We start from the raw sequence: 22,148 nt of genomic DNA on the forward strand, positions 1-22,148 counted from the left end.
CGAACCGGGCCGCTTCACTTCAGGCCACGTCGCATGGCGTCCGCGACGAGTTCGCCGATGAGAACGGCGGTGGCCGCGGGACCGCGCAACGGCGGAGTCGGCAGGATCGACGTGTCCGCGACGCGCAGCCCGACGACACCGTGCACACGCCCGTAGTGGTCGACGGCCGCCCCGGGATCGTCGGCGGGACCCATCGGCACCGTGCCGCAGGTGTGGTGCGAGGTACCGAGCCGCGCCCCGATCCACCGGTCGAGCAGCCGGTCGTCCGCCAGCACCGCCGGTCCCGGTTCCACGAGCCCGCGGGAGACCTCCTCGAACGCGTCGGTGGCGACCAACTCCGCCGTGGCACGGGCGACTTCACGCAGGCGCCGCCGGTCCTCGGCGGTCTCCAGATAGCCGTAGTCGATACGAGGAGGAGTGACCGCGTCGGCGGAACACGTCCGCAGCCGTCCGCCGCGCCGGGGCGTCAGGACCGACGCCAGGAACGCGAGCGGTGCGCCGGGCACGGACACCGTTCCGCCGACCAGGCCCGCCATGGGGACGAGCGACTGCAGGATCTCCAGGTTGCCCGCATGGTCCCCGTCCGAGGACGACAGGTGGAGAACACCGCCCAGCCAGGAACTCGCGGGTTCGGGCATCGGCCGCCGGGGCTGCCACTCCAGCACCAGTTGCGGGTGGTCGCCGAACCGGGCTCCTACGGCAGGGGAGTTCACGACCACCGGAAGGCCCGCGCGCCTCAACTCGTCGCAGGGTCCGATGCCGGAGAGATGCAGCAGGTGGGCGGAGCCGAACGCCCCGGCGCACAGCACGACTTCGCCGCACTCCAGAGTCGTACGACACCCTTCACGCTCGACCACCACGCCAGTCGCCCGGCCGCGCTCGACGAGGACTCTGCGGACCGAACTCCCGCCCTCCACCGTGAGGTTGGGGCGATCGAGAGCGTCCAGCAGATAGCTGACGCCGGTGTTGACGCGTACCCCGTCCACGGAGTTGGACGGCACGGGCCCGAACCCCGGCACGCCCTGGGCGTTCTTGTCGGACTCCTCGGGATATCCCAACTCCCGTGCGGCCGACCGGAATGCCGCGGCGGCAGGGTGTCGTAGACCCACCCGCCGGATCCGCACCGGGCCCCCACCCCCGTGCACGTCGTTCTCGCCATGGTCGAGATCGGTCTCCAGTGAACGCAGCAGCGGAAGCACCCGGTCGTACGACCAGGCGGCGCCTCCCGCGGTCGACCAGCGCTCGAAGTCCGCGCGCCGCGCCCGTACGAAGTAGCCGCCGTTGACCGTGGTCGACCCGCCGAGGTAGCGCCCCCGCATGACGGTGTACGGGTGCTGCGGGGTGAGATGGACCGGGTACGGCTGGACGGCGGGATGGCCTGGCTGCGCGCCCGGGACGAGTCGCGCGTCCAGCAACTCCCTTGTGAAAAACGCCCGTTGACGCGGAACGGGACCCGCTTCCAACAGCAGTACCCGGCGGTCGGAGTCCTCGCTGAGCCGTGCGGCCAGCGGGGCGCCGCTGCCGCCCGCACCGACGACGATGACGTCCGGGCGGCTCAAGCGGACCCCGGAACAGGCGTAGACCGACCGGTCGAAAGAATCATGCTGACCCCCTCTTCACTTTCGGCACCGGGTGCCATTACTGTCGACCGCGCAGTCGCCCGGATGCCCAGCCGGATGCCCAGGGAGAGTCGCATGAACGAACTCCGGTCCGTACCGACCGTCCCGGCCAACGAGAACACGGCCGAAGAGCCCGTCACGGAACAGCAGTTGATCGAGGCCGACGACCTCATCGAGGAGATCTCCATCGACGGCATGTGCGGCGTCTACTAGGCCGCCCGCATGACCGCGCAGACCCTCGACCTCGCCCTCGGCCTGCACCCTCAGGTCTCGGTGCGGCCCGAACCGTTCGGGGCGCTCCTCTACCATTTCGGGACCCGCAGGCTGACGTTCCTCAAGGACCGCAGACTCCTCGCCGTCGTCGAGTCCCTCGCGGACGCCCCCACGGCCCGCGCCGCCTGCCTCGCGGCCGGTGTCGAGGAGGCCGAACTGCCGCGCTACAGCCGGGCGTTGGCCGCGCTCACCGAGTCGTCGATGCTCGTCGGAAGGACCCCATGACCGCCACCGCCGGCACCGCACGGCTGGTCGACCTCTTCGAGACCGGACTCGACGCGCCGATCTGCCTCACCTGGGAACTGACCTACGCCTGCAACCTCGCCTGCACCCACTGCCTCTCCAGCTCCGGCCGCCGCGACCCGCGCGAGCTGAGCACCGCCGAAGCCAAGGCGGTCATCGACGAGTTGGAGGCCATGCAGGTCTTCTACGTCAACATCGGCGGCGGAGAGCCCACCGTCCGCTCCGACTTCTGGGAACTCCTCGACTACGCCACCGCCCACCACGTCGGCGTGAAGTTCTCCACCAACGGCGTCCGCATCACGCCCGAAGCGGCCCGCCGGCTCGCCGCCAACGACTACGTGGACGTCCAGATCTCCCTCGACGGCGCGACCGCCGACGTCAACGACGCGGTACGCGGGGCCGGTTCGTACGCGACGGCGCTGCGGGCGATGGAGAACCTAGCCGCCGCCGACATGCGCAACTTCAAGCTCTCCGTGGTCTGCACCCGCCACAACATCCCCCAACTCGACGCGTTCAAGGCCCTCGCCGACAACTACGGCGCCCAACTTCGCCTGACCCGGCTGCGCCCATCCGGCCGCGGAGCCGACGTCTGGGACGACCTCCACCCGACCGCGGCACAGCAACGCGAGCTGTACGACTGGCTGTTGGCCCACGGTGACAACGTCCTGACCGGCGACTCCTTCTTCCACCTCGCCGCCTACGGCGAACCGCTGCCCGGCCTCAACCTGTGCGGCGCCGGACGCGTCGTCTGCCTGATCGACCCGGTCGGCGACGTCTACGCCTGCCCGTTCGCCATCCACGACGAGTTCCTCGCCGGCACCGTCCGCGCACCCGGCGGCTTCACCGAAGTGTGGCGCGGCTCGGAGCTGTTCACGCGCCTGCGCACCCCGCAGCACGGCGGAGCCTGCGCCTCCTGCGCGTTCTACGACACCTGCAAGGGCGGCTGCATGGCCGCCAAGTTCTTCACCGGACTGCCGCTGGACGGCCCCGACCCCGAGTGCGTACAGGGCTACGGCGAGGAGCAGTTGGCCCGGCGCCCCAAGGCCGGGGCGGAGCTCCCCAAGCCGTCCGCCGACCACTCCCGCCGACGCCCCGTGGACCTCGTCCTCACCCGACGCCGGGACCTGGAACGGCCCCCGGTCAGCGACTGCGCCGAGGACCCCTTGGCGGGCCTGCGCCTCAGCCGGCCGTAACGCGACAGCACCGACGAAGGGACGCGACACATGGGCAGGAACCCCTGGTTCGAGACGGTCGCCGAAGCCCAGTGCCGGGCCAAGAGGCGACTGCCGAGCACGGTCTACGGCGCGCTCGTCGCGGGCTCGGAGCGCGGCCGTACGATCGACGCCAATACGGCGGCCTTCGCTGAACTGGGCTTCGCGCCCAGGGTTGTTGGCCACCACGCGGAACGCGATCTCTCGACGACGGTGCTCGGGGTGCCGTCCTCCTTCCCGGTCCTCATCTCGCCGACCGGTGTGCAGGCCGTGCACCCCGAGGGCGAGGTTGCCGTGGCCCGGGCCGCCAAGAGCCGGGGCGTCGTCATGGGCCTGAGTTCCTTCGCCAGCAAGGCGGTTGAGGAAGTGGCCGACGCGCAGCCGGACTTCTTCTACCAGCTGTACTGGAGCGGCACCCGCGCGACCATGACGCAGCGGATGGACCGGGCCAGGGCGGCCGGTGCCAAGGCGCTCATCGTCACCCTCGACTGGTCCTTCTCCCACGGGCGGGACTGGGGGAGCCCCGCCATCCCCGACAAGCTGGACCTGAGGACGATGCTGCGGTTCGCGCCCGACGTGCTGCCGCACCCCGGTTGGCTGCTCCGGTTCGCCAAGTCCCGTAGCCTGCCCGACCTTTCGGTCCCCAACCTGCGGCCCCCGGGCGGCGAGGCCCCCACCTTCTTCGGCGCGTACGGCGAGTGGATGCAGACCACACCTCCGACCTGGGAGGACGTGTCGTGGCTCCGCAAGGAGTGGGGCGGGCCCTTCCTGCTCAAGGGAGTCACCCGCGTCGACGACGCCAAGCGGGCCGTCGACGCCGGGGTGTCCGCGCTGTCCGTCTCCAACCACGGCGGCAACAACCTCGACACCACCCCCGCGACCGTCCGGGTACTCCCCGCCATAGCCGACGCGGTCGGCTCCCAGATCGAGGTCCTTCTCGACGGCGGCGTCCGCCGGGGCGGCGACGTGGCCAAGGCACTCGCCCTGGGCGCTCGCGCCGTGCTGATCGGCCGCGCCTATCTGTGGGGCCTGGCGGCGAACGGGCAGGCCGGCGTCGAGAACGTCCTGGACATCCTGCGCGGCGGCCTCGACTCGGCGGTCCTGGGCCTCGGGCACTCCTCCGTCCACGAGTTGACGCCCGACGACCTGGTCATTCCGCCGGGCTTCCCCCTCGTCCTGGGCCGCGACGCCCCGGCCGCCTGACCACGGTGCGGGAGGACCCGGCGACCGAACTCGCCCACACCGCCTGGCCGGACGTGCCGTCCGACGCGCTGGTCCTGCTGCCCATCGGGTCCACCGAACAGCACGGCCCGCATCTGCCGCTCGACACGGACAGCGTCATCGCGCACGCGGTCGCACGGCGAGCCGCAACCGCCTTGCACACGGCGCTCGTTGCACCCGTCCTGCCCTATGGCGCCAGCGGCGAGCACGCGGGCTTCCCCGGAACCGTCTCGATCGGCCACGAAGCACTGCGCACGGTCCTCGTGGAAGCGGTGCGCTCGCTGTCGCTGTGGGCCGGACGGATCGTTCTCGTCAACGGCCACGGCGGCAACACCGCCACCCTCGACACCGCCGTCCGCCTCCTGCGCACCGAAGGCCACGACGTGGCCTGGACCGACTGCTCCGTTCCCGGAGCCGACGCGCACGCCGGCCGCACCGAGACCTCGGTGATGCTCCATCTCGCCCCGGAACGGGTGCGGTTGGAGGCGGCGGCCGTCGGTGACACACGACCCTTGGCAGTCCTGCTCCCGGAGTTGATGGCTCACGGCGTCCGCGCGGTCTCCCCCTCCGGCGTCCTCGGTGACCCGACCGGCGCCTCGGCGAGGGAGGGGCACGGGATGACGAACGCGATGGTGTCGGCCGTCGTCGGCCGGATCACCGCGTGGACCGTGGACGAGCGGTGTCGCCTTGTCGATCCCGAACACCGGCCAGGGATACAAGAGTTGACCGACGAGGCCGTACGGCCATGACGCTGCCCGTCGGCTTCCAGGTCGAACTCGACAGGCACACCCGGATCGTGGACGGCGGCCGAGCCCTGGTCGGCGGCTTCCCGACCCGGCTGATCCGGCTGACCGCGCGCGCCCAACGGCTGTTCGCCGGGCGGACGTTGTGTGTGCGGGACGCGGCTGGCGCGCTTCTCGCGGACCGGTTGCTCGACCTCGGCATGGCCAATCCCGTCGTCGGCTCACTGCCCTCGCCCGCCGATCCCCGGTACACCGTGGTCGTGCCGGTCCGTGACCGTCCGCGTCAACTCTCCCGTCTGCTCAGCAGTGTTGGCGAGGACCATCGCGTGATCGTGGTCGACGACGCGTCCCGACACCCCGAGGCCGTCGCCGCCGTAGTCGCCGAACACGGAGCCTCGCTCGTCCCCCTGACCACGAACGTCGGTCCGGCCGGCGCCCGCAACGCCGGACTCAGGCTCGTCACCACCCCCTTCGTGGTCTTCGTCGACTCCGACATCGTGCTGGCCCCCGACACCGTCCCCACCCTCCTACGGCACTTCGCCGACCCCGCCGTCGCGATGGCCGTACCCCGCATCACCGGGCTGCCCTCGGCGGCCCCGAGCTGGATCGAGCGGTACGAGAACGCCCGCTCCTCCCTGGACCTGGGCGCCCACCCGGCCGGAGTGCGCCCCGGGAGCCCTGTCTCGTGGGCCTCCACGGCATGTGTCGTAGCGCGCGTGGATGCTTTGGCGGACGGCTTCGACGAGCTGATGCGGGTCGGCGAGGACGTCGACCTGTGCTGGCGGCTGCTGGAACAGGGCCGACGGGTGCGCTACGAACCGGCGGCCGAAGCCGCGCACGAGCACCGGGCACGGCTCGGCGACTGGCTGCTCCGCAAGGCCGTCTACGGCACGGGGGCGCAACCCCTCGCCGAACGGCACCCGAGGTTCATCGCCCCGGCCGTGTTCGCCCCCTGGAGCGCGGCCTTCGTCACCGCCCTGCTCGCCCAACGCCGTTGGTCGGCGCCCGTCGCCGGGGCCGTCCTCGTGGGCGTGACTGTGAGAATCGGCCGCAAGCTCGACGGCACCCGGTACCCCCACCGGCTGGCCGCGCGGCTCACGGCCAACGGCGCCCTGGCCGCCCTGGCCCAGACCTCGGCTCTCCTCAACCGGCACTGGTGGCCGCTCACGGTCGTCGGCTGTGTGGCGTCCCGCCGGGTGCGCCGGGCCGCGGCGGTGGCCGCGCTGGCCGACATCGCCCTCGAGTACCGGCGCGACCGGGCCCGCCTCGACGCGGTCCGCTACGGCGTCGCGCGTCGCCTCGACGACCTCGCCTACGGGGCCGGCGTGTGGCTGTCCGCCCTCAAGGGGCGCTCCACCGCGGCCCTGCGGCCTCGCGTCACCCGCTGATCCCCAAAGGTCCCGGTCAGCGGAAAGCGCTCAGCGGCCGGCCGCCCCGGAAATGACACTGGGGATCATCCCGCCGCGCGTGTGCGGCACTTGCCCGGAATCACTCAGCAGGAGGTGTGCGGCGTGACGCATGAAGTGGTCAACCGTGTCGGGGAACTCGGGTCCGAACTGGCCGCGCTCGCCGAACAGAACGAGAAACTCGGCAAGTTGAGCGACCGGACCGTCGAACTGCTCCGCTCGGCAGGGGTGATCCGGCTCCTCCAGCCCAAGGAGTTCGGCGGCCACAGCGCCCACCCCCGGGACTTCGCGGAAGCGGTGATGGCGGTGGCGGCGCACGACGGGGCCGCGGGCTGGGTGTGCGGTGTCGTCGGCGTACACCCTTGGGAACTGGCCCAGTTGGACCCCCGGCTCGCCCACGAGGTGTGGGACGAGAACCCGGACACCTGGATCGCCTCGCCCTACATGCCGAACGGCATCGCGGACCCCGTGGACGGCGGGTACGTCCTCAGCGGACGCTGGCCCTTCTCCTCCGGAAGCGACCACTGCGACTGGGACTTCCTGGGCGCACTCGTCGGCGACGGCAAGGGCAAACCGGCCGGCCCGATCTCCGTGCTCCATGTCGTCCTGCCGCGCTCGGACTACGAGATCATCGACGGCACCTGGGACGTGATCGGCCTGGCGGGCACCGGCAGCAAGGACGTCGTCGTCGACAAGGCGTTCATCCCCGCCTACCGCACCATCAGGCAGGAGGCCGTCCAGGAGGGCAGCGCCGCCGAAGCGGTCGGACTCACCGACACCCTCTACAAGTTGCCCTTCAGCTCCATGTTCCCCCTCGGGATCACGGCCGCCGTCATCGGCATCTGCGAGGGCGCGCTCGCCCTCCATCTGTCCCAGCAGCGCGAGCGGGTCGCCGTGACCGGGGTCCAAGTACGCGACGACCCCTATGTGTTGTACGCCGCCGGTGAGGCCGCCGCCGAGATCGCCGCCTCCCGGGTCCAACTCATCGACGGCATCAGCCGGTTGTACGACCAGGTCGAGGCCGGAAAGCCCGTGTCCATCGAGGACCGCTCCAACATCCGGCGCAACCAGGTCCGTTGCGCGTGGCGTGCCGTCGCCGCGCTGGACGAGATCTTCGTACGGTCGGGCGGCAACGCGATCCGCCGCGGCAATCCGATCCAGCGGTACTGGCGGGACGCGCACGTGGGCCTCCAGCACATGATCCACGTCCCCGGGTCGGCGTACCACGCCAACGCCCTTGCCCAGATGGGACTTGAACTGCCCGAGGCGATGCGCGTCCTGATCTGACGGCTCGTCGAAGTCGACTGTGCGAGAACGAGGAGGGGCCGTGACGGACGCGGTCGAGGGGCGCAACTTCCGTGACGTACTGGGGCACTTCCCCACGAGCGTGGTCGCCATCACCACGACGGACGCCGACCGGCAACCCCGGGGAATGATCGTCGGAACCTTCATGTCGGTGTCCCTGGAACCGCCCCTGGTGTCCTTCCTGGTGGACGGTTCCTCCAACACCCTGCGGACGATCCGGACGGCCGGGCGATTCTGCGCCAACGCGCTCGCGGGCAACCAGGAACGCCTCTCCCGGCAGCTGGCCGGCGGCCCGAATCGCTTCGAAGGCGCCGCATGGCAGGAATCCCCGCTCGGCAATCCCGTCCTGGACGGAATCGTCGCGTGGGTGGACTGCACGGTGGAGAAGGTCGTCGAACTCGGAGATCACCAGCTGGTCGTCGGACGCGTCCGCACCCTGCGCGTCGAGTCGATGAAGACCCCACTGCTCTTTTTCCGCGGTGGCTACGGCGACTATCTGTCGAGCGCGACGGCGCTGCTGGACAGGCTCGTCGGCTGGTAGCAGGGAAACAAAATGAGCCGCGAGATCAAAGGAGATCCGTCGATGCGACAAGACCTGCACTTCAGATTGGAACGCATCTCCGCCTGGTGCGGATTCGTGCTGTTGCTGGGGTTCGCCGTTGCTTTCTCCGTCGGCCATCTGATCACGCCGATGGACCCGACGGAGAACGCCCAAGGCGTCGTCCGATTCCTCACCGACCATCAGACGGGCATTCTCGCCTGCGCCGCGATCATGGTCCTGGTCGTGCCGTTCGAGTACCCGTTCGTCGTCGTGACCAGCATGCAGATGCGCCGGATCGAAGGCGGCTGGGGTCTGCTGTCCATGGTCCAGCTGCTCACCGGTGTCGTGGCCCCGATCGGCTTCTTCTTCCCGATCGCGATACTCGCCGCGGCGGCCTACCGGCCGGAGAGCCACTCGCCCGACGTGCTCTACGCGATGTCGGACATCTACTGGCTCATGCTGGTGGGCAACGCCTGCATATTCGTCCTCCAGGTCTGGTCGATCGGATATGCGGCGCTCGTCGACAACCGCGCCAAGCCGGTTTTCCCGCGCTGGTTCGGCTATCTCAACCTGGTGCTCGGAGTTCTGCTCATCCCCGGCGCCTTCGTCTTCCTCACCAAGTCCGGCCCGTTCGCCTGGAACGGACTGCTCGCGAATGTGCTTCCCACTGCGGTCTACTTCATCTGGAAAATCGCCACGCCGATCGTGCTGTTGCGCGCGGTGAAATCCGAGGAGGAGGAAGCGAGGGCGGAGGCCGCGGCGCCCTCCGAGCTGGCGAGTACCTAGCAGCCCGTCATCGGCGGCCCCGCTCACCGTGGCGCCGCTACGGGCAGGACTCCCCGAACTTCACCGCGGAGAACTCCACCGGCTGTCCGCTCAGCTTGGTACCGGTGGGCGGCTTCTGCGAGCACACCTGCCAGTTCGACTCCACGAGGACGTAACGGCCTTTGCCGGAGGCGTCCTTGACCGTGATCGACGCGCTGGAGTCGAGTGCGGCGCGGGCGGTGTTCACCGACTTTCCCTTGAAGTCCGGCATCGTTTTGCCGGCCGCCGTGGGTGCGGACTGGTCCTTCGACGGACAGGTCTCGTCCAACTTCACCGCACCGAAGTCGAGTTGGGTGTCCGTGGACGTCGTCGTACCGGCCTTCACGTTCTGGGAGCAGACCTTCCAGTCCCGGTCGAGGATCTGGTGACGGTTACGGCCCAGCGAGTCATGGGACTTGAGGCTGTAGAAGCCCTGCTTCTGGGCGGCGTTCTGGGCGGACTGGAGGCCCATGCCGACGAAGTGCGGGACGGTCTTCGTCTTGCCGCCGGTCTTGGCGTTGCCGCTCGCGCCACTGGTACTGCCGGCGGTGGTGGTGGCGTGGCAGGCGGAGCCGAGGACGCCGATGAGGAGAACGCCCGCGGTGACTCCACCGACGAACCTCCAGTCGCGCTTCCTCTTCGGCGGTGTTCCGGCGGTGCGGGACGGCTGACTCGGTGGCGTAAATACGGAGTTGGACACGGTACGCCCCTGATGTGTGGATGAAGGGACACTGTGTCAGACATGTCCACCCGGCCGCACACCGCGTGACGAACCGTGACGGATTTCGGCCGGGGATCCGGCAACGGCAGACTGGGCCGATGGACGCAGGACTCGCCGCGCTGCTCGGGGCCGCCGTCGGCTCGGTCGCGACTCTCGGCGCCGCGGTCGTGAGCGGCCGGGCACAGACACGCGCGCAGCACGATCAGTGGCGCCGACAGCATCGCCGTGACGCGTACGCCGGTTACCTCGGCGCACTCCACGACCGCGACATCGCCATGGACGCCGTACTCGACGCACTGCGCTCGGACGAGCCCGAACTCCCCGTAGTCGATGAGGAGATACGTCGATTCATCGTCCTCGCCCGCGAGGTCCACCGTGCCGCGGAGGTAGTCATCCTTGAAGGGCCGGCTTCCCTCGTGACAGCCGTCGAGCGGGTCACGGATGCATCCAGCGGCCTCTCCGAAGTCATGCGGCGACTGGCCGACGACGCCCGCGCCGGAGACACCACCCGCAAGGCCGAGGACGTGGCCCGCGCCGCTGAACGGGAGAGCGTCCTGTATCAGGCGGTCAGGGACTTCCGGCTCGCGGCCCGTGGTGTCATCGGCAACGCCCGCTGATCCAGGGCTACTTGAGCTGCTGTCCCAAGAAGTCGACGATGTGCCCCATCGTCTCCTGCGTGGACCAGGGCAGGCCGGCCGAGGTGTCGCCGGTGAAGGACAGGTCGCCGTGGCCGGCGCCGGTGAGGACGTAGCGGGTGCTGTCGATCCCCTTGGCGCGCAGTGCCGTCTGGAGATCGAGGGTCTCGCTGGGTGAGACCAGGGTGTCGGCGCTGCCGTGGAACAGGACGAACGGCGGAGTCTTCGACGTGATGTGTGTGGCCGGGTCGGCTGCCGCGACCTCGCTGGTGCGGTCCGCGACCGACTTCTTGGTGCCGGGGCCGTAGACCCACTGCGCGGCGCTGTTGCCCGGCGCGTAGTTGGCCTTCTGGGCCGCCGTGTCGTAGTCGGCCGCGAGCTTGGACAGGTCCGCCGGGCCGAACTCGTCGACGACGCCCTGCACTTCACTGCTCCGGTCCAGGTGGTCACCGACGTCGAAGGACTTCTCCCCGTTCGTGGCGCCGGTCATCGCGGCGAGGTAGCCGCCCGCGGACTGGCCCCACACGGCGACCTGGTCGGGGTCGATGGAGTACTTGTCCGCGTTGGCGCGGAGGTACCGGATCGCGGACTTCACATCGGCGACGGCGTCCTTGTACGTGGCGCCGTCCTTGGTCGTGCGGTACTGGATGCTCGCCACGACATAGCCCTGGTCGGCCACATAGGTGCGCTGGCTCAGGTTGGCGGTGCGGTCCGCCATGACGAACCCGCCTCCGGTGAGGTAGACGACCAGCGGCTTCTTGCCCGACGTGGAGGTCGGGACCTGGATGTCCAGCTTCAGGTCGCTCTTCCTGCCGTCGGTGGTCGGCGAGGAGTACGTGATGTCGTGCGTGGTGGTGATCCCGGAGGTGGCGCACCGGATCTGCGCACCCTTGGGGTCGATCACCGTGCTGGTGCCGGTGTCCGACTTCTTGACGGTCTTGGCGGCGGTGATGCCTCCCGCGTTGCCCGACGGCATTCCGGTGGGCGTTCCGGCACCCGCGGCGGACGTGCTCGTAGGGCAGGCCGTCGTCGTGGCGCTGGGGCCGGCTGAACTCCCCGCCGAGCTGTTGCCGCCCGAGGAGCAGGCGGCCAGGGCCAGCCCCGCGGCCAGCGTGACCGTGACGACAGCGCCGCCCCTTCGCCGGCCCGTCCGTACCGTTCCCCGGGGCGCTGCGTTCTCTGCGTGCATGTCTTCTTCTCCCGTCGACCACGAAGCAGTAAACGGAGATCAGATCTCCGTTTCTCTCCATCACCGTAACATCAAACGGAGATATAATCTCCGTTTAGCTTCGAGGGTCACGCACCGGGACCGAACCTGATCAAGGAGTGCCCAGCTCGCGCCGGTACGATGAGCTGGAAGATCCGACCTCATCCGGAAGACGGGACGACTGGCATGGCGGAGCCCGCAGGACCCGGCAGACCGCCGCTGCGGCGCGACGCCGAGCTGAACCGCCGCCGTCTGATGGCCGCCGCCCGTGAGGTGTTCCGCGACCGGGGCCTGGCCGCGACCCTCGACGACGTCGCCCGCCACGCGGGGCTCGGCGTCGGGACGGCCTACCGTCACTTCGCCAACAAGGAAGAGCTGGTCGACGCGGTCTTCGACGACATGATCGACCAGGTCGAGGCGTCCGCCCGGGAAGCCGCCACCGATCCCGACCCGTGGCACGGACTGGCGTCCAGCCTGGAGAAGGTGTGCGAGCTGCAGGCACACGACCGCGGACTGCGCGAGGTCATGCTCGGCACCGGCAAGGCCACCCAGCGGCACGCCGTCGTCGACCGGCGGATCAAGCCCCTCGTCGATCCGCTGATCGCGCGCGCCAAGGAGCAGGGGGCGCTGCGCCCCGACATGGAACACCTGGATCTCCCGATGATCCAGCTGATGGTGGCCGCGGTCACCGACCAGACCGGGGAGCCCGACCTCTGGCGGCGCTACCTGCGGCTGCTGCTGGACGGCCTGCGCACCCAGCCGGAGGGCACGCAACCGCTGCCCCCGGCCCCCGAGTTCCGCGGCCTGGGACCGGACGCGTACCTCTCGGGGGAGCAACTGCCCCGTTCCTGAAGCCGGTAGGCGCGGATGGGCACCAGGACGCTAGACCGACAGCGCGAACCCGCCCGTCACCCGCAGCGTCTCACCCGTGACGAACGACGCCTTCGACGAGACCAGATAGAGCAGCGCCTCGACGATGTCCCCTTCCTCGCCCTCCCGTTGGAGGATCTGCTCGCCCAACACCCGTTTCGCCTCGGCCTCGTCGAGCTCGGCGCGGACCGTGTCGGTGAAGATCAGCCCCGGGGCGATCGCGTTCACGCGGATGCCGTCGGCGGCGAACTCGCGCGCGAAGGACACCGTCAGACCGCGTACGGCGAGCTTGGAGACGCCGTAGATGCTGCGGTTCGCGTAGGCCGCCGACGAGGAGATGTTGACGATGGCGGCACCGGGGCGTCCCCGCATGGCCCGCTGTGCCGCGAGGGAGCAGATGACGACGCCCATGACGTTGACGTCGAGCACGCGTCGCACCTTGGTGAGGCCGAGTTCGGTGAACGGCTTGTTGTAAGCCGCGTGCAGGCCCGCGTTGTTGACCAGGATGTCGAGGCCGCCGTGCTGTTCCGCGACCTTGTCGACGACCGCCTGGACCGCGGTCTCGTCGGCCACGTCGCAGGTCACTCCCGTCACGCTGCCGCCCGCGGCGGTGAGTCCGGCGGCAGCGGCCTCCGCCGCCGCGCCGTCGATGTCCGCGAGGACGACGTGCGCGCCCCGCGCGGACAACGCGGCGCCGAACGCCTTGCCGAAGCCGCGCCCGCCCCCGGTGATGAACGCGACCTTGCCCTGGTGCTCGTCGTTGTCCGGCATACGGTGCTCCCGTCGTCGTCCTGCTTCCAAGTGGCGCCCCCCACCGGTCACTTGGGGGCGAAGCGCTGCCCCGCGTCGAGCCGCAGACACTGGCCGTTCAGCATCGGGTTGTCGACGATGGCGAGCGCGAGCTTGGCGTACTCCTCCGGCCGACCCAGGCGTTTGGGGAACGCCGCGTCCTTGACCAGAACGGCCCGCGCCTCGTCCGGGATCTTCTCGACCGCCCCGGTGTCGAACAGGCTCGGCGCGATGGCCAGTACCCGGATGCCGAGCGAGCCGAGATCGCGCGCCATCGTTAGACACATCCCGGCGATCGCCGCTTTGGCCGCCCCGTAGGCGACTTGGCCGACCTGGCCCTCGAACGCGGCGATCGAGGACGTGTTGATGATGACACCGCGCTCGCCGTCCGGGTCCTCGGGCTCGTTGCGGCTCATGTGCGCGGCGGCGAGCCGGCTGATGTTGAAGGTCGCGACGGTGTTGAGATCGAGGATGCGGCGGAAGGTGTCGAGGTCGTGCGGACCGCTCCTGCCGAGCGTCCGCATCGCCGTACCGCCGCCCGCGGTGGTGATCGAGACGTGCAGTCCGCCCAGGGATTCCACGACGGCGGCGAGCGCACTCTCCGTCGCCTCGAAGTCGGTGACGTCGACCGGCTGGAAACGCCCGCCCAGCGCCGCCGCGACCTCGGCACCGGCCGACGCCGGACGATCGAGTACGACGACGTCGGCGCCGCGCGCCGCCAGCAACTCCGCGACGGCGCGCCCCATTCCGGAGGCACCGCCGAACACCACGGCCTTCTTGCCCTTGATCTCCATCGGTCGACTCCCTTTCGCTCGGCTCAGGCGGACACGGACGACCGCTGAAGGAGGGCGCAGAGCCGTTCGCGATGGACGGCCGTGTCCCCGTACAGCACCCGGTCGGCCCTGGCCCGGCGCAGATGGAGATGGAGGTCGTGCTCCCAGGTGAAACCGATACCGCCGTGCAACTGCAGTGCCCGCGCGGCGACTTCACCGGTACCGGCCGTGGCGTAGGACGCGGCGGCACAGGCCGCCCGGGCGGCGTCGTCGGTGCCGGCATCGGCGGCCATCGCCGCGTAGTAGGTCGCGGCGCGGGTGCCGTGCACGAGCAGTGCCATGTCGGCGCAGGCGTGTTTGACGGCCTGGAAACTTCCGATCGGCCGCCCGAACTGCACCCGGTTCGTGGTGTGTTCGACGGTCAGCTCCAGCATGCGCTCCATCACGCCGAGCGCGTCGGCGCACCGCAGGACGGACGCCTCGTCTAGCAGGGCCTGGATGTCGTCGGGCCCGCCGTCGAGACGGGCGTCGGGCAGAACGCGTACGGCGTCGAGGCGCACCTCGTGGAACGCGCGGGTGAGGTCCAGGACGCGCTGACGCCGGACCGTGACACCGGGGGCCGCGCGGTCGACCAGGAAGGACGCGGGTTCGCCCTCGTGGCGGGCGGTGACGAGGAGCCAGCGGGCACCGCCGGCGTCCTGCACCACCGTCTTGACGCCGTCGAGGACGATCCCGTCGCCGTCGGCACGGGCGGTCGCGCGGACCCCGTCGAGGGTCCAGGGCGCGTGCGGTTCGGCGAACGCCCAGGTGGCCCAGCCCTCCCCGGCGGCGAGCGCGGGCAGCACCTCGTCGCGCAGCCGCGCGGAACCGCCGTAGGCGACCGCCCGGCCGACGACGGCCGTCGGGAGGAACGGGCCGCGGCCGAGTGCGCGGCCGATCTCCTCGGCGAGCAGGGCGAGTTCGACCAGTCCCTGACCGGAACCGCCGTACTCCTCGGGCAGCGCGAGGCCGGGCCAGCCGAGGTCGGACGTCAGCTGCCACAGCTCGGGGTCGACGTCCACGGAGCCGTCCATCGACGCTCGTACGGCACTCATCGGGGCGTGGTCGGACAGCAGGGCGCGCGAGGCCTCGCGGAGCATGGCCTGCTCCTCGCTGAGTTCGAAGTTCACCAGCCACCACCCGGTCCACGGCGCATCGATGACAGATCCACGGCACGAAGAAGGTATCCTCTTTTCGGTAATCGGTCGAGATACAGGGACAGTTGAAGGCTTTCTTCCGCGCCTAAGTGCTAGTTGAGTATCATCAATTGCATGACTGATGCCGTTCTGCTCGCCGCCTGCCGCACCGCGATCGGTACCGCCCGGAGGGGAACGCTGCGGGACACCAGCGCCTTCGACCTCGCCACCGTCGTCGTGCGTGAGGCGGTGCGGCGCTCCGGGGTGCCGCTCGACCTGATCGACGACGTAGTCCTCGGCGAGACGCTCGCCGGCGGCGGGGACATCGCCCGCTACGCGGCCCTGGAGGCGGGGCTGACCCATGTGCCGGGCCTGGCGCACAACCGGCACTGCGCCTCGGGACTGGCCAGCGTGGCGACCGCCGCCGCGGGCGTACGCGCCGGGATGGACCGCGCGGTCGTCGCAGGCGGAACGCAGTCCTCGTCGACCGCACCCGTGGCCCGGCGCAGGATTCCGGGCACCGACGACTGGCAGGACCCCTGGATGTCGCCCTCGCACGCCCCGACCCGCGAGGCACCCAACGACGACATGGCGACGCTGGTCGGCTGGAACGTGGCCCGGCGGATCGGCATCTCCCGTCAGGAGATGGACAGTTGGGCGCTGCGCTCGCACCAGCGGGCCGTGCGGGCGATCGACGGGGGACGGTTCGCCGACGAGATCGTCCCCGTGGAGGTCGTCGGCCGCGACGGGACGCAGTCGGTGTTCGACACCGACGAGCATCCGCGCCGCGACACCAGCATCGAGAAGCTCGCGGCACTGAAGGTGCTGCACCCCGAGATCGAGGGCTACTCCATCACGGCGGGCAACTCCAGTGGCGTGAACGACGGTTCGGCCGCGGTCGTCGTCGCCTCCGCCGGGGTCGCCGCCGAGCACGGACTCACCCCGCTCGCCACCGTACGGTCGTGGGCGAGCGTCGGCGTCGACCCAGTGGAGACGGGACTGGCCCCGATCGCCGCCATCCGCAAGGCACTTGACCGCGCCGGGCTGCGGATCGAGGACGTCGACCTGTTCGAGGTCAACGAGGCCTTCGCCGCGGTGGCCGTCGCCGCCACCCGTGAACTGGGCCTCGACCCCGACCGGGTCAACCCCTTCGGCAGCGGCTGCAGCCTCGGCCACCCCATCGCCACCACCGGCGCGCGCATGGTCGTCACGCTCGCGCACGAGTTGCGGCGCCGTGGGGGAGGAGTGGCGGTCGCGGCCATGTGCGCGGGCGGCGGCATGGGATCGGCGATGGTGCTCACCGCGTGACGAGCGGGACACGCCTCAGCGCGCGGCCCAACTGACCGTCTTCGTGTGCAGATACTCGTCGAGCCCGAACTCGCCCCACTCCCGGCCGAGTCCGCTCTGCTTGTAACCGCCGAAGGCGGCCCGGGGGTTGACTCCGGCGCTGCCGCCGTTGATCGTCACCCCGCCGGTGCGGAGCCGGGCCGCCATCTCGTACGCGGCCACGGTGTCGGCGCTCCAGACGGCGCCGCCCAGACCGTAGGGACTGTCGTTGGCGATGCGCACCGCCTCCTCGTCGGTCCGGAACGGGATGACGACGCCGACCGGTCCGAAGAACTCGGTCCGGGCGATCGTCATCGCGTTGTCCACGGCGGCGAAGAGCGTGGGTTCGAGGAAGTAGCCCCGGTCGAGGCCGGCCGGGCGCTTGCCGCCGCGGACGATGCGCGCGCCTTCCTCCTCGCCGACCCGGATCAGCTTCTCGACCTTGTCGCGTTGGGCCTCGCTGATCAGCGGGCCCATCGTGGTGGCCGCGTCGGCGGGGTCGCCGACCCTGACCCCGGAGAGGGCCGCGCTCAGCCGGTCGACCAGTTCGTCGTGGAGGGACTCGTGCACGAGCGTGCGGGTCAGCAGCGAACAGCCCTGCCCCGCATGGGTGGTCATGCCCGCCAGCGCGGAACGGACCGCGCCGTCGAGATCGCCGTCGGCGCGGACGATGTTGGCCGACTTGCCGCCGAGCTCCAGGACGACCTTCTTCATGGAGGCCGCGGCCTGCGCGTACACCGTGCGGCCCACCGTGTCCGACCCGGTGAAGCTGACGAGGTCCACCATCGGGTGGGTGGTGAGCTCCCGGCCTGCCTCGACATCGCCGGTCACGATGTTCAGGACGCCCGGCGGCAACCCGGCCGCGTCGGCGAAGTCGCCGAGCAGCAGTGAGTCGAGTGGGGTCTGCGGCGCTGCTTTGAGGACGGCGGTGCAGCCCGCGGCCAGCGCGGGGATCACCTTCATCATGCTGAGGAAGAAGGGGAAGTTGTACGCCGAGATCAGCGCGCACACCCCGAACGCCTCGCGGCGCAGCACCCCTTGGAAGACGCCGACGCCCGGCGCGATCGTCGGATCCATCGGGCGCTCCCACGCGAAGGCCGGGATCACCCGCTCGGCCATGTCCCGCAGATGCGCCACCGGAACCCGGGTCTGCAGCGTCTCCGCCAGCCCCCGCACCGAGCCCGCCTCGGCCATGTTGACGGCGACCAGCTCCGGCAGCCGCCGCTCCAACTCCTCGGCCAGGCGCAGCAGAACGGCACCCCGCTCGGCAGGCCTCAGCCGCGGCCACGGCCCCTCGTCGAAGGCCCGCCGCGCCGCCTCGACCGCACGCCGCACATCCGCGGGCGAGGAGTCGGGAACCTCGGCGAGGATCTCCTCCGTCGCCGGATTGCGTACGACGATCCGCGCGTCCGCGGTGCCGTCGGTGTGCCGCCCGTCGATGTAGAGCCGCGAAGAGAACGAGTACGTCGTCGTCATGTGCCGTCTCCTCATCAGTGTGTCCCGTGTTGAGTGTACTGAATTAAGGGGGTCGGGTCAGGAGTGCGCGCCTTTTATTGACTCGACCGGTCGGTACAGCTAACTTCGCAGATATCTGGGGGTCGGCCTTCTGGCTACGGACGACGGAGTTCGAAGAGAGGTACCGCCTGTGTTCAAGGAATTTGTCGTGTCCGGCGATTCGCACATCATCGAGCCGGTCGATCTGTTCAAGACCCGCCTGCCCAAGCAGCTCCGCGAACGCGCGCTGTGGGAAGAGGAGTTCACCCTCGACGAGCCGATCGTGCCGGGCGGGCACACGGAGTTCAAGAAGCTCCACACCATCGGGTTCGACGGCTGGACCATCTCCAAGTACCGCCAGACCGGCGGGGAGACCCCGGACGGCGACCCCGACCACATCATCCGGGACATGAACTTCGACGGCGTCGACGCCTCGGTCATGTTCCCCAACCTCTCGCTGTTCGTCCTGTTCACGGACGACCACGAACTGTCGATGGCCCACGCGCGCGTGTGGAACGACTACCTCGTCGAGCGCTACCTCCCCTACAAGGACCGGCTGCGCCCCACGGCCGCGATCCCGATCACGGACGTCCCCGCCGCCGTGGCGGAGATCGAGCGGGTCGCGAGGCTGGGACTCGGCGCGATCCTCCTCCCGGAGATCCCGCCCCAGCCGTACTACTCGCGGGAGTACGACCCGATCTGGGCCGCCGCCCAGGCGCACGACCTGCCGGTCTTCATCCACGTGGCCACCGGTGGGGTGAAGGTCAAGCAGGAGATCTCCGGGACGGCGCAGACTGTCCGGGGCCTGATGACGTCCATGAACATGGGCAAGGGCAACCTGACCGACGACATGGTGGCGGGCCGGACCATGGGCTTCGCGGCCGGCGCCGGTGTGGCGGGTCCGCAGGGCATCATCGCCAGCCTCGTCGGCGGCGGGGTGTGCGAGCGCTTCCCCGACCTGCACTTCAACCTGATCGAGTACACGGCCGGCTGGCTGGTCTCCTTCATGGGCTACATGGACAAGGCCTGGAAGACGGGCACCGGCCAGGACCCCGACTGGTGGCTCGGCTTCTGGGACGACAATCGTCCGGCGACCGAACAGCCCTCCATGGGGCGGCTGTTCGCGATCAACGACAAGTGGCCCTACCCGCTCAAGCCCACCGAGTACGTCCGGCGCCAGATCCACGTGCAGTTCGCGGACGACCCCACGGCCGTCAAGGCCCGCCACATCACCGGCCTGTCGACGGTCATGTGGGGCAACGACTACCCGCACGCGGAAGGCACCTTCCGCTCCAGCGCCGAGTGCATCGCGGAGAACTTCGAGGGCGTGAACGACGAGGACCGCGCGGCCATCCTGGGCGGCACCCTCGCCGACGTCGTGCACTTCGACAAGAGCAGGAAACTCGCCCCGGTCACCGAGAGCGCCTGACCCGCGAACGGCGTTTCAGGGTACTGAAACGCGAAGGCAGCGGCGGGCGGCCCGAGGGTGCCGCCCGCCGCTTCTCTCACGGCGTGGGCAGGTCGCCGATCAGGGCGAGGGAGGCACGGGCGTACGCGGCCCGGCGCCTCTGGCTCACCAGGAAACTCGGGGGCGCGAAATAGCCGACGTCACGGGGCAGCGAACCGGCGCGACGGGCGAGCATGCCCTTCGCGTCGGTCGTCGTCCCGCACACGGCGATCTCCGTCAGCATCTCGTCGGTGACGGCGGCGGCCATCGCGTCCGTGTCCCCGGCCCGGAACGCCTTGCGCAGCTGGGTCACCGGGCCCTCCCAGCCGTGGTGGGCGACGAACGGGTCGTACGTCTTCACCGTGAGGTAGAAGGCGATCATGCGCCGGGCGTCGGCCACGGCACGTTCGGGGGCGGTGTCGTCGACCGCCGTGATGACCCAGCCGTGCTCCAGGAGAGGCTCGGTCCGGTCGGCGTCCGCCGTGCCGCGTTCGACCGAGGGGCGTACGACGTCGTTCCACCAGGAGCGGGTGAACAGGCCGTGCCCGATGACGCCGTCGGCGACCCGGCCCGCCGTGGTGGCCATGCGGGTGTTGAACGCGGCGAGCAGGACGGGGATGTCCAGCCGGCCGAGCACGGGGGCGCGGACGTCGGCGTCGATCGAGTAGAACTCGCCGGAGTACCGGACCTTCTCGCCGTTCTCCGCGTGCAGCCAGGCGCGCACGGCGGCGACGGTCTCCGCGATCCGGGCCACGGGCCGGTCGGCGGGCACGTCGAGCCAGTCGCGGTTGATACGGAACGCGGCGCTGCCCAGACCGAGGAAGAGGCGCCCCGGCGCCTGGGCGTGCAGTTGGCGCAGCGCGGTGGCGTGGGCGTACGGGGTGCGGGCGAAGGCGTAGGCGATGGCGGGCCCCGCCAGGGCGTGCTCGGAGTTCGCGACGATCTCGGCGAGGGTGAGGTAGGCGTCGTGGTCCACGAACTCGCCGGCGCAGAAGGCGCCCGCACCGGCCTCCTCGGCCTCGTGTGCCACCTCCCGGCCCGGCCAGGGCATGCCAAAGCGCATCGGAGCCAGCCCTCCATGGAACGCAATAAAAAAGGATACTGTTTTATGGAGCGTAGGGGAGTGTCAGCGCAGTGTCCACCGCCCGCGGGGCACCGCGTCGCGGTCCACCTCCGCCTTCCCGATCGGGTTCCCGATCTGGGTGTACGACAGCCCGGTGCGCAGCGCCTGGGTGCGGGTCGCGTCCAGGGACTCCCAGATCGCGCGGACCGTGCCCTGGATCGCGGCCGGCGGCTTGGCGGCGATGATGCGCGCGATCTCGTCCGCGCGGGCCCAGAGTTCGTCACCCGGCAACACCTCGCTGACCAGGCCGATCTGCAGAGCGCGCGCGGCCGACAGGCGTTCGTCCAGCCCGAGCAGCGCGATGCGCAGGGTCTCACCGAGCGGGATGCGGCGGGCCAGTCCGATCGGTTCGAGCGCGGCGGTGAGTCCGTAGCTGACATGGGGGTCGAAGAAGGTCGCGTCCTGCGAACAGATCAGGATGTCGGCCTCGTTGAGCCAGTAGAAGGCGCCGCCGGCCGCCATTCCGTGCACCGCGCAGACCAGCGGTTTCCACACCTGGTTCAGCTTCGGCGACAGGAACTCGCCGGGGTCGGTCTGCGACCACACGTTGGGATGCCGCTCGATGCCCTCCTTCACGTCCATGCCGGTGCTGAAGGCGCGGTCGCCCGAACCGCGCAACACGGCGACATGCACGTCGTCGTCGGTCTTCACCCGGTCCCAGATCGCGGAAAAGTCCTCCAGCATCCGCTGGTTGAAGCTGTTCATGGCCTGCGGCCGGTTCAGGGTGATGGTGGCGACGTGGTCGGTCACCTCGAACAGGACGGTCTTGAGTTCCATCCGCCGACTCCGTTCCTCATCTCGACGTGATCGAGGTAAGTAGTATACTTTTTTCTGGTCTTCGGGCGCCCGGAACGAAAACGAGATCCGCGGAGGAACCTGCGATGAGGCCACGAGTGGGACAGATGCTCGCCAGCACGGTGGACACGACGGCGGTGATCGTCGTGCGGTGTCCGGACGGTGAGGTGGACGTCACCTGCGGCGGTGCCGCGATGATCGAGGGAACCGCGCCGGGGGCCGTCACCGGCACCCCCGACCCCGACCTGATGGGCGGTTCCCTGCTCGGCAAGCGCTACGCCGACGAGGACCTCGGCCTCGAACTCCTCTGTACGAAACAGGGCGAGGGCACCCTCGCGGTCAACGGCGTCCCCCTGCCGGTGAAGAGCGCCAAGCCGCTGCCGGCCTCGGACTGACAAACGGGACGACCGAGCAACGGGACGACCGG

At 70.2% G+C, this 22,148-nt stretch carries 23 protein-coding genes; 14 read left to right on the forward strand and 9 right to left on the reverse strand.

What is annotated here, in order from left to right; all coding sequences use genetic code 11:
* Window positions 1-14 precede the first annotated feature (14 nt).
* Window positions 15-1,559 (reverse strand): mycofactocin system GMC family oxidoreductase MftG, encoded by a 1,545-nt coding sequence (gene mftG / locus OO69_RS11505; RefSeq protein ID WP_033280410.1) that lies wholly within the window; start codon window positions 1,557-1,559, stop codon window positions 15-17.
* A gap of 135 nt (window positions 1,560-1,694) precedes the next feature.
* On the opposite strand from mftG, the gene mftA reads away from it, so the two are divergent.
* The 9 genes from mftA to OO69_RS11550 all read left to right on the forward strand — a co-directional run bounded on the left by mftA (window position 1,695) and on the right by OO69_RS11550 (window position 9,348).
* A complete protein-coding gene (gene mftA, locus OO69_RS52455) occupies window positions 1,695-1,832 on the forward strand; it encodes a mycofactocin precursor MftA (RefSeq protein ID WP_033280411.1) in 138 nt (45 codons plus the stop codon).
* Window positions 1,833-1,841: 9 nt separating this feature from the next.
* The gene (gene mftB / locus OO69_RS11515) at window positions 1,842-2,117 is read left to right on the forward strand and encodes a mycofactocin biosynthesis chaperone MftB (protein WP_033280412.1); all 276 of its coding nucleotides are present in this window, start codon (window positions 1,842-1,844) and stop codon (window positions 2,115-2,117) included.
* Window positions 2,114-3,328, forward strand: coding sequence for a mycofactocin radical SAM maturase (gene mftC, locus OO69_RS11520; protein WP_033280413.1), 1,215 nt, complete (start codon window positions 2,114-2,116; stop codon window positions 3,326-3,328). The genes mftB and mftC overlap by 4 nt, the downstream gene beginning before the upstream one ends.
* Before the next feature lie 30 nt (window positions 3,329-3,358).
* Window positions 3,359-4,549: a pre-mycofactocin synthase MftD gene (mftD, locus tag OO69_RS11525; protein WP_033280414.1), complete on the forward strand. Its 1,191-nt coding sequence runs from the start codon at window positions 3,359-3,361 to the stop codon at window positions 4,547-4,549.
* 5 nt (window positions 4,550-4,554) lie between these two features.
* Window positions 4,555-5,316 (forward strand): mycofactocin biosynthesis peptidyl-dipeptidase MftE, encoded by a 762-nt coding sequence (mftE, locus tag OO69_RS11530; RefSeq protein WP_051800927.1) that lies wholly within the window; start codon window positions 4,555-4,557, stop codon window positions 5,314-5,316.
* Window positions 5,313-6,698: a mycofactocin biosynthesis glycosyltransferase MftF gene (gene mftF / locus OO69_RS11535; RefSeq protein ID WP_033280415.1), complete on the forward strand. Its 1,386-nt coding sequence runs from the start codon at window positions 5,313-5,315 to the stop codon at window positions 6,696-6,698. Before mftE ends, mftF begins: the two co-directional genes overlap by 4 nt.
* 123 nt (window positions 6,699-6,821) lie before the next feature.
* Complete coding sequence (locus OO69_RS11540) at window positions 6,822-8,003, forward strand: hydroxylase (protein WP_033280416.1); 1,182 nt, start codon at window positions 6,822-6,824, stop codon at window positions 8,001-8,003.
* A gap of 40 nt (window positions 8,004-8,043) precedes the next feature.
* Window positions 8,044-8,562, forward strand: coding sequence for a flavin reductase family protein (locus OO69_RS11545; RefSeq protein WP_033280417.1), 519 nt, complete (start codon window positions 8,044-8,046; stop codon window positions 8,560-8,562).
* A 42-nt stretch (window positions 8,563-8,604) separates the two neighbouring features.
* The gene (locus OO69_RS11550; RefSeq protein WP_033280418.1) at window positions 8,605-9,348 is read left to right on the forward strand and encodes a hypothetical protein; all 744 of its coding nucleotides are present in this window, start codon (window positions 8,605-8,607) and stop codon (window positions 9,346-9,348) included.
* Window positions 9,349-9,385: 37 nt separating this feature from the next.
* On the opposite strand, the gene OO69_RS11555 is transcribed toward OO69_RS11550, so the two are convergent.
* Window positions 9,386-9,952 carry a PASTA domain-containing protein gene (locus tag OO69_RS11555; protein WP_420707868.1) on the reverse strand — a complete coding sequence of 189 codons (567 nt, stop codon included), beginning with the start codon at window positions 9,950-9,952 and terminating at the stop codon, window positions 9,386-9,388.
* 233 nt (window positions 9,953-10,185) lie between these two features.
* On the opposite strand from OO69_RS11555, the gene OO69_RS11560 reads away from it, so the two are divergent.
* Window positions 10,186-10,704 (forward strand): hypothetical protein, encoded by a 519-nt coding sequence (locus tag OO69_RS11560; protein WP_033280419.1) that lies wholly within the window; start codon window positions 10,186-10,188, stop codon window positions 10,702-10,704.
* Between the two features lie 7 nt (window positions 10,705-10,711).
* Here OO69_RS11560 and OO69_RS11565 read toward each other — a convergent pair whose 3' ends face one another.
* The gene (locus OO69_RS11565) at window positions 10,712-11,911 is read right to left on the reverse strand and encodes an alpha/beta hydrolase (RefSeq protein WP_234444408.1); all 1,200 of its coding nucleotides are present in this window, start codon (window positions 11,909-11,911) and stop codon (window positions 10,712-10,714) included.
* Window positions 11,912-12,115: 204 nt separating this feature from the next.
* Here OO69_RS11565 and OO69_RS11570 point away from each other — a divergent pair, with 204 nt between their 5' ends.
* Complete coding sequence (locus tag OO69_RS11570) at window positions 12,116-12,781, forward strand: TetR/AcrR family transcriptional regulator (protein WP_033280421.1); 666 nt, start codon at window positions 12,116-12,118, stop codon at window positions 12,779-12,781.
* 30 nt (window positions 12,782-12,811) lie between these two features.
* Here the strand turns inward: OO69_RS11570 and OO69_RS11575 are convergent, their stop codons facing one another.
* Genes OO69_RS11575 through OO69_RS11585 form a run of 3 tightly spaced genes read right to left on the reverse strand, consistent with a single transcriptional unit; the run spans window position 12,812 to window position 15,530 of the window.
* Window positions 12,812-13,570, reverse strand: a complete 759-nt coding sequence (locus OO69_RS11575; protein WP_033280422.1) for an SDR family NAD(P)-dependent oxidoreductase — start codon at window positions 13,568-13,570, stop codon at window positions 12,812-12,814.
* Window positions 13,571-13,617: 47 nt separating this feature from the next.
* Window positions 13,618-14,382 carry an SDR family NAD(P)-dependent oxidoreductase gene (locus OO69_RS11580; protein ID WP_033280423.1) on the reverse strand — a complete coding sequence of 255 codons (765 nt, stop codon included), beginning with the start codon at window positions 14,380-14,382 and terminating at the stop codon, window positions 13,618-13,620.
* A 23-nt stretch (window positions 14,383-14,405) separates the two neighbouring features.
* Window positions 14,406-15,530 (reverse strand): acyl-CoA dehydrogenase family protein, encoded by a 1,125-nt coding sequence (locus OO69_RS11585; RefSeq protein WP_033280424.1) that lies wholly within the window; start codon window positions 15,528-15,530, stop codon window positions 14,406-14,408.
* A gap of 141 nt (window positions 15,531-15,671) precedes the next feature.
* Between OO69_RS11585 and OO69_RS11590 the strand changes: the two genes are divergently transcribed.
* Window positions 15,672-16,844: a thiolase family protein gene (locus tag OO69_RS11590; RefSeq protein ID WP_033280425.1), complete on the forward strand. Its 1,173-nt coding sequence runs from the start codon at window positions 15,672-15,674 to the stop codon at window positions 16,842-16,844.
* Between the two features lie 15 nt (window positions 16,845-16,859).
* Here OO69_RS11590 and OO69_RS11595 read toward each other — a convergent pair whose 3' ends face one another.
* The gene (locus tag OO69_RS11595) at window positions 16,860-18,338 is read right to left on the reverse strand and encodes an aldehyde dehydrogenase family protein (protein WP_033280426.1); all 1,479 of its coding nucleotides are present in this window, start codon (window positions 18,336-18,338) and stop codon (window positions 16,860-16,862) included.
* A gap of 187 nt (window positions 18,339-18,525) precedes the next feature.
* Between OO69_RS11595 and OO69_RS11600 the strand changes: the two genes are divergently transcribed.
* Window positions 18,526-19,785 (forward strand): amidohydrolase family protein, encoded by a 1,260-nt coding sequence (locus OO69_RS11600; protein ID WP_199810925.1) that lies wholly within the window; start codon window positions 18,526-18,528, stop codon window positions 19,783-19,785.
* Window positions 19,786-19,861: 76 nt separating this feature from the next.
* Here the strand turns inward: OO69_RS11600 and OO69_RS11605 are convergent, their stop codons facing one another.
* A complete protein-coding gene (locus OO69_RS11605; RefSeq protein WP_033280428.1) occupies window positions 19,862-20,866 on the reverse strand; it encodes an LLM class flavin-dependent oxidoreductase in 1,005 nt (334 codons plus the stop codon).
* Between the two features lie 63 nt (window positions 20,867-20,929).
* Window positions 20,930-21,703 (reverse strand): enoyl-CoA hydratase/isomerase family protein, encoded by a 774-nt coding sequence (locus OO69_RS11610; protein ID WP_033280429.1) that lies wholly within the window; start codon window positions 21,701-21,703, stop codon window positions 20,930-20,932.
* Between the two features lie 104 nt (window positions 21,704-21,807).
* On the opposite strand from OO69_RS11610, the gene OO69_RS11615 reads away from it, so the two are divergent.
* On the forward strand, window positions 21,808-22,116 hold the full coding sequence (locus OO69_RS11615) for a hypothetical protein (protein ID WP_033280430.1): 309 nt from the start codon (window positions 21,808-21,810) through the stop codon (window positions 22,114-22,116).
* Window positions 22,117-22,148 lie beyond the last annotated feature (32 nt).

The organism is Streptomyces sp. NRRL F-525 (genome assembly GCF_000716605.1).
Taxonomy (GTDB): Bacteria; Actinomycetota; Actinomycetes; order Streptomycetales; family Streptomycetaceae; genus Streptomyces.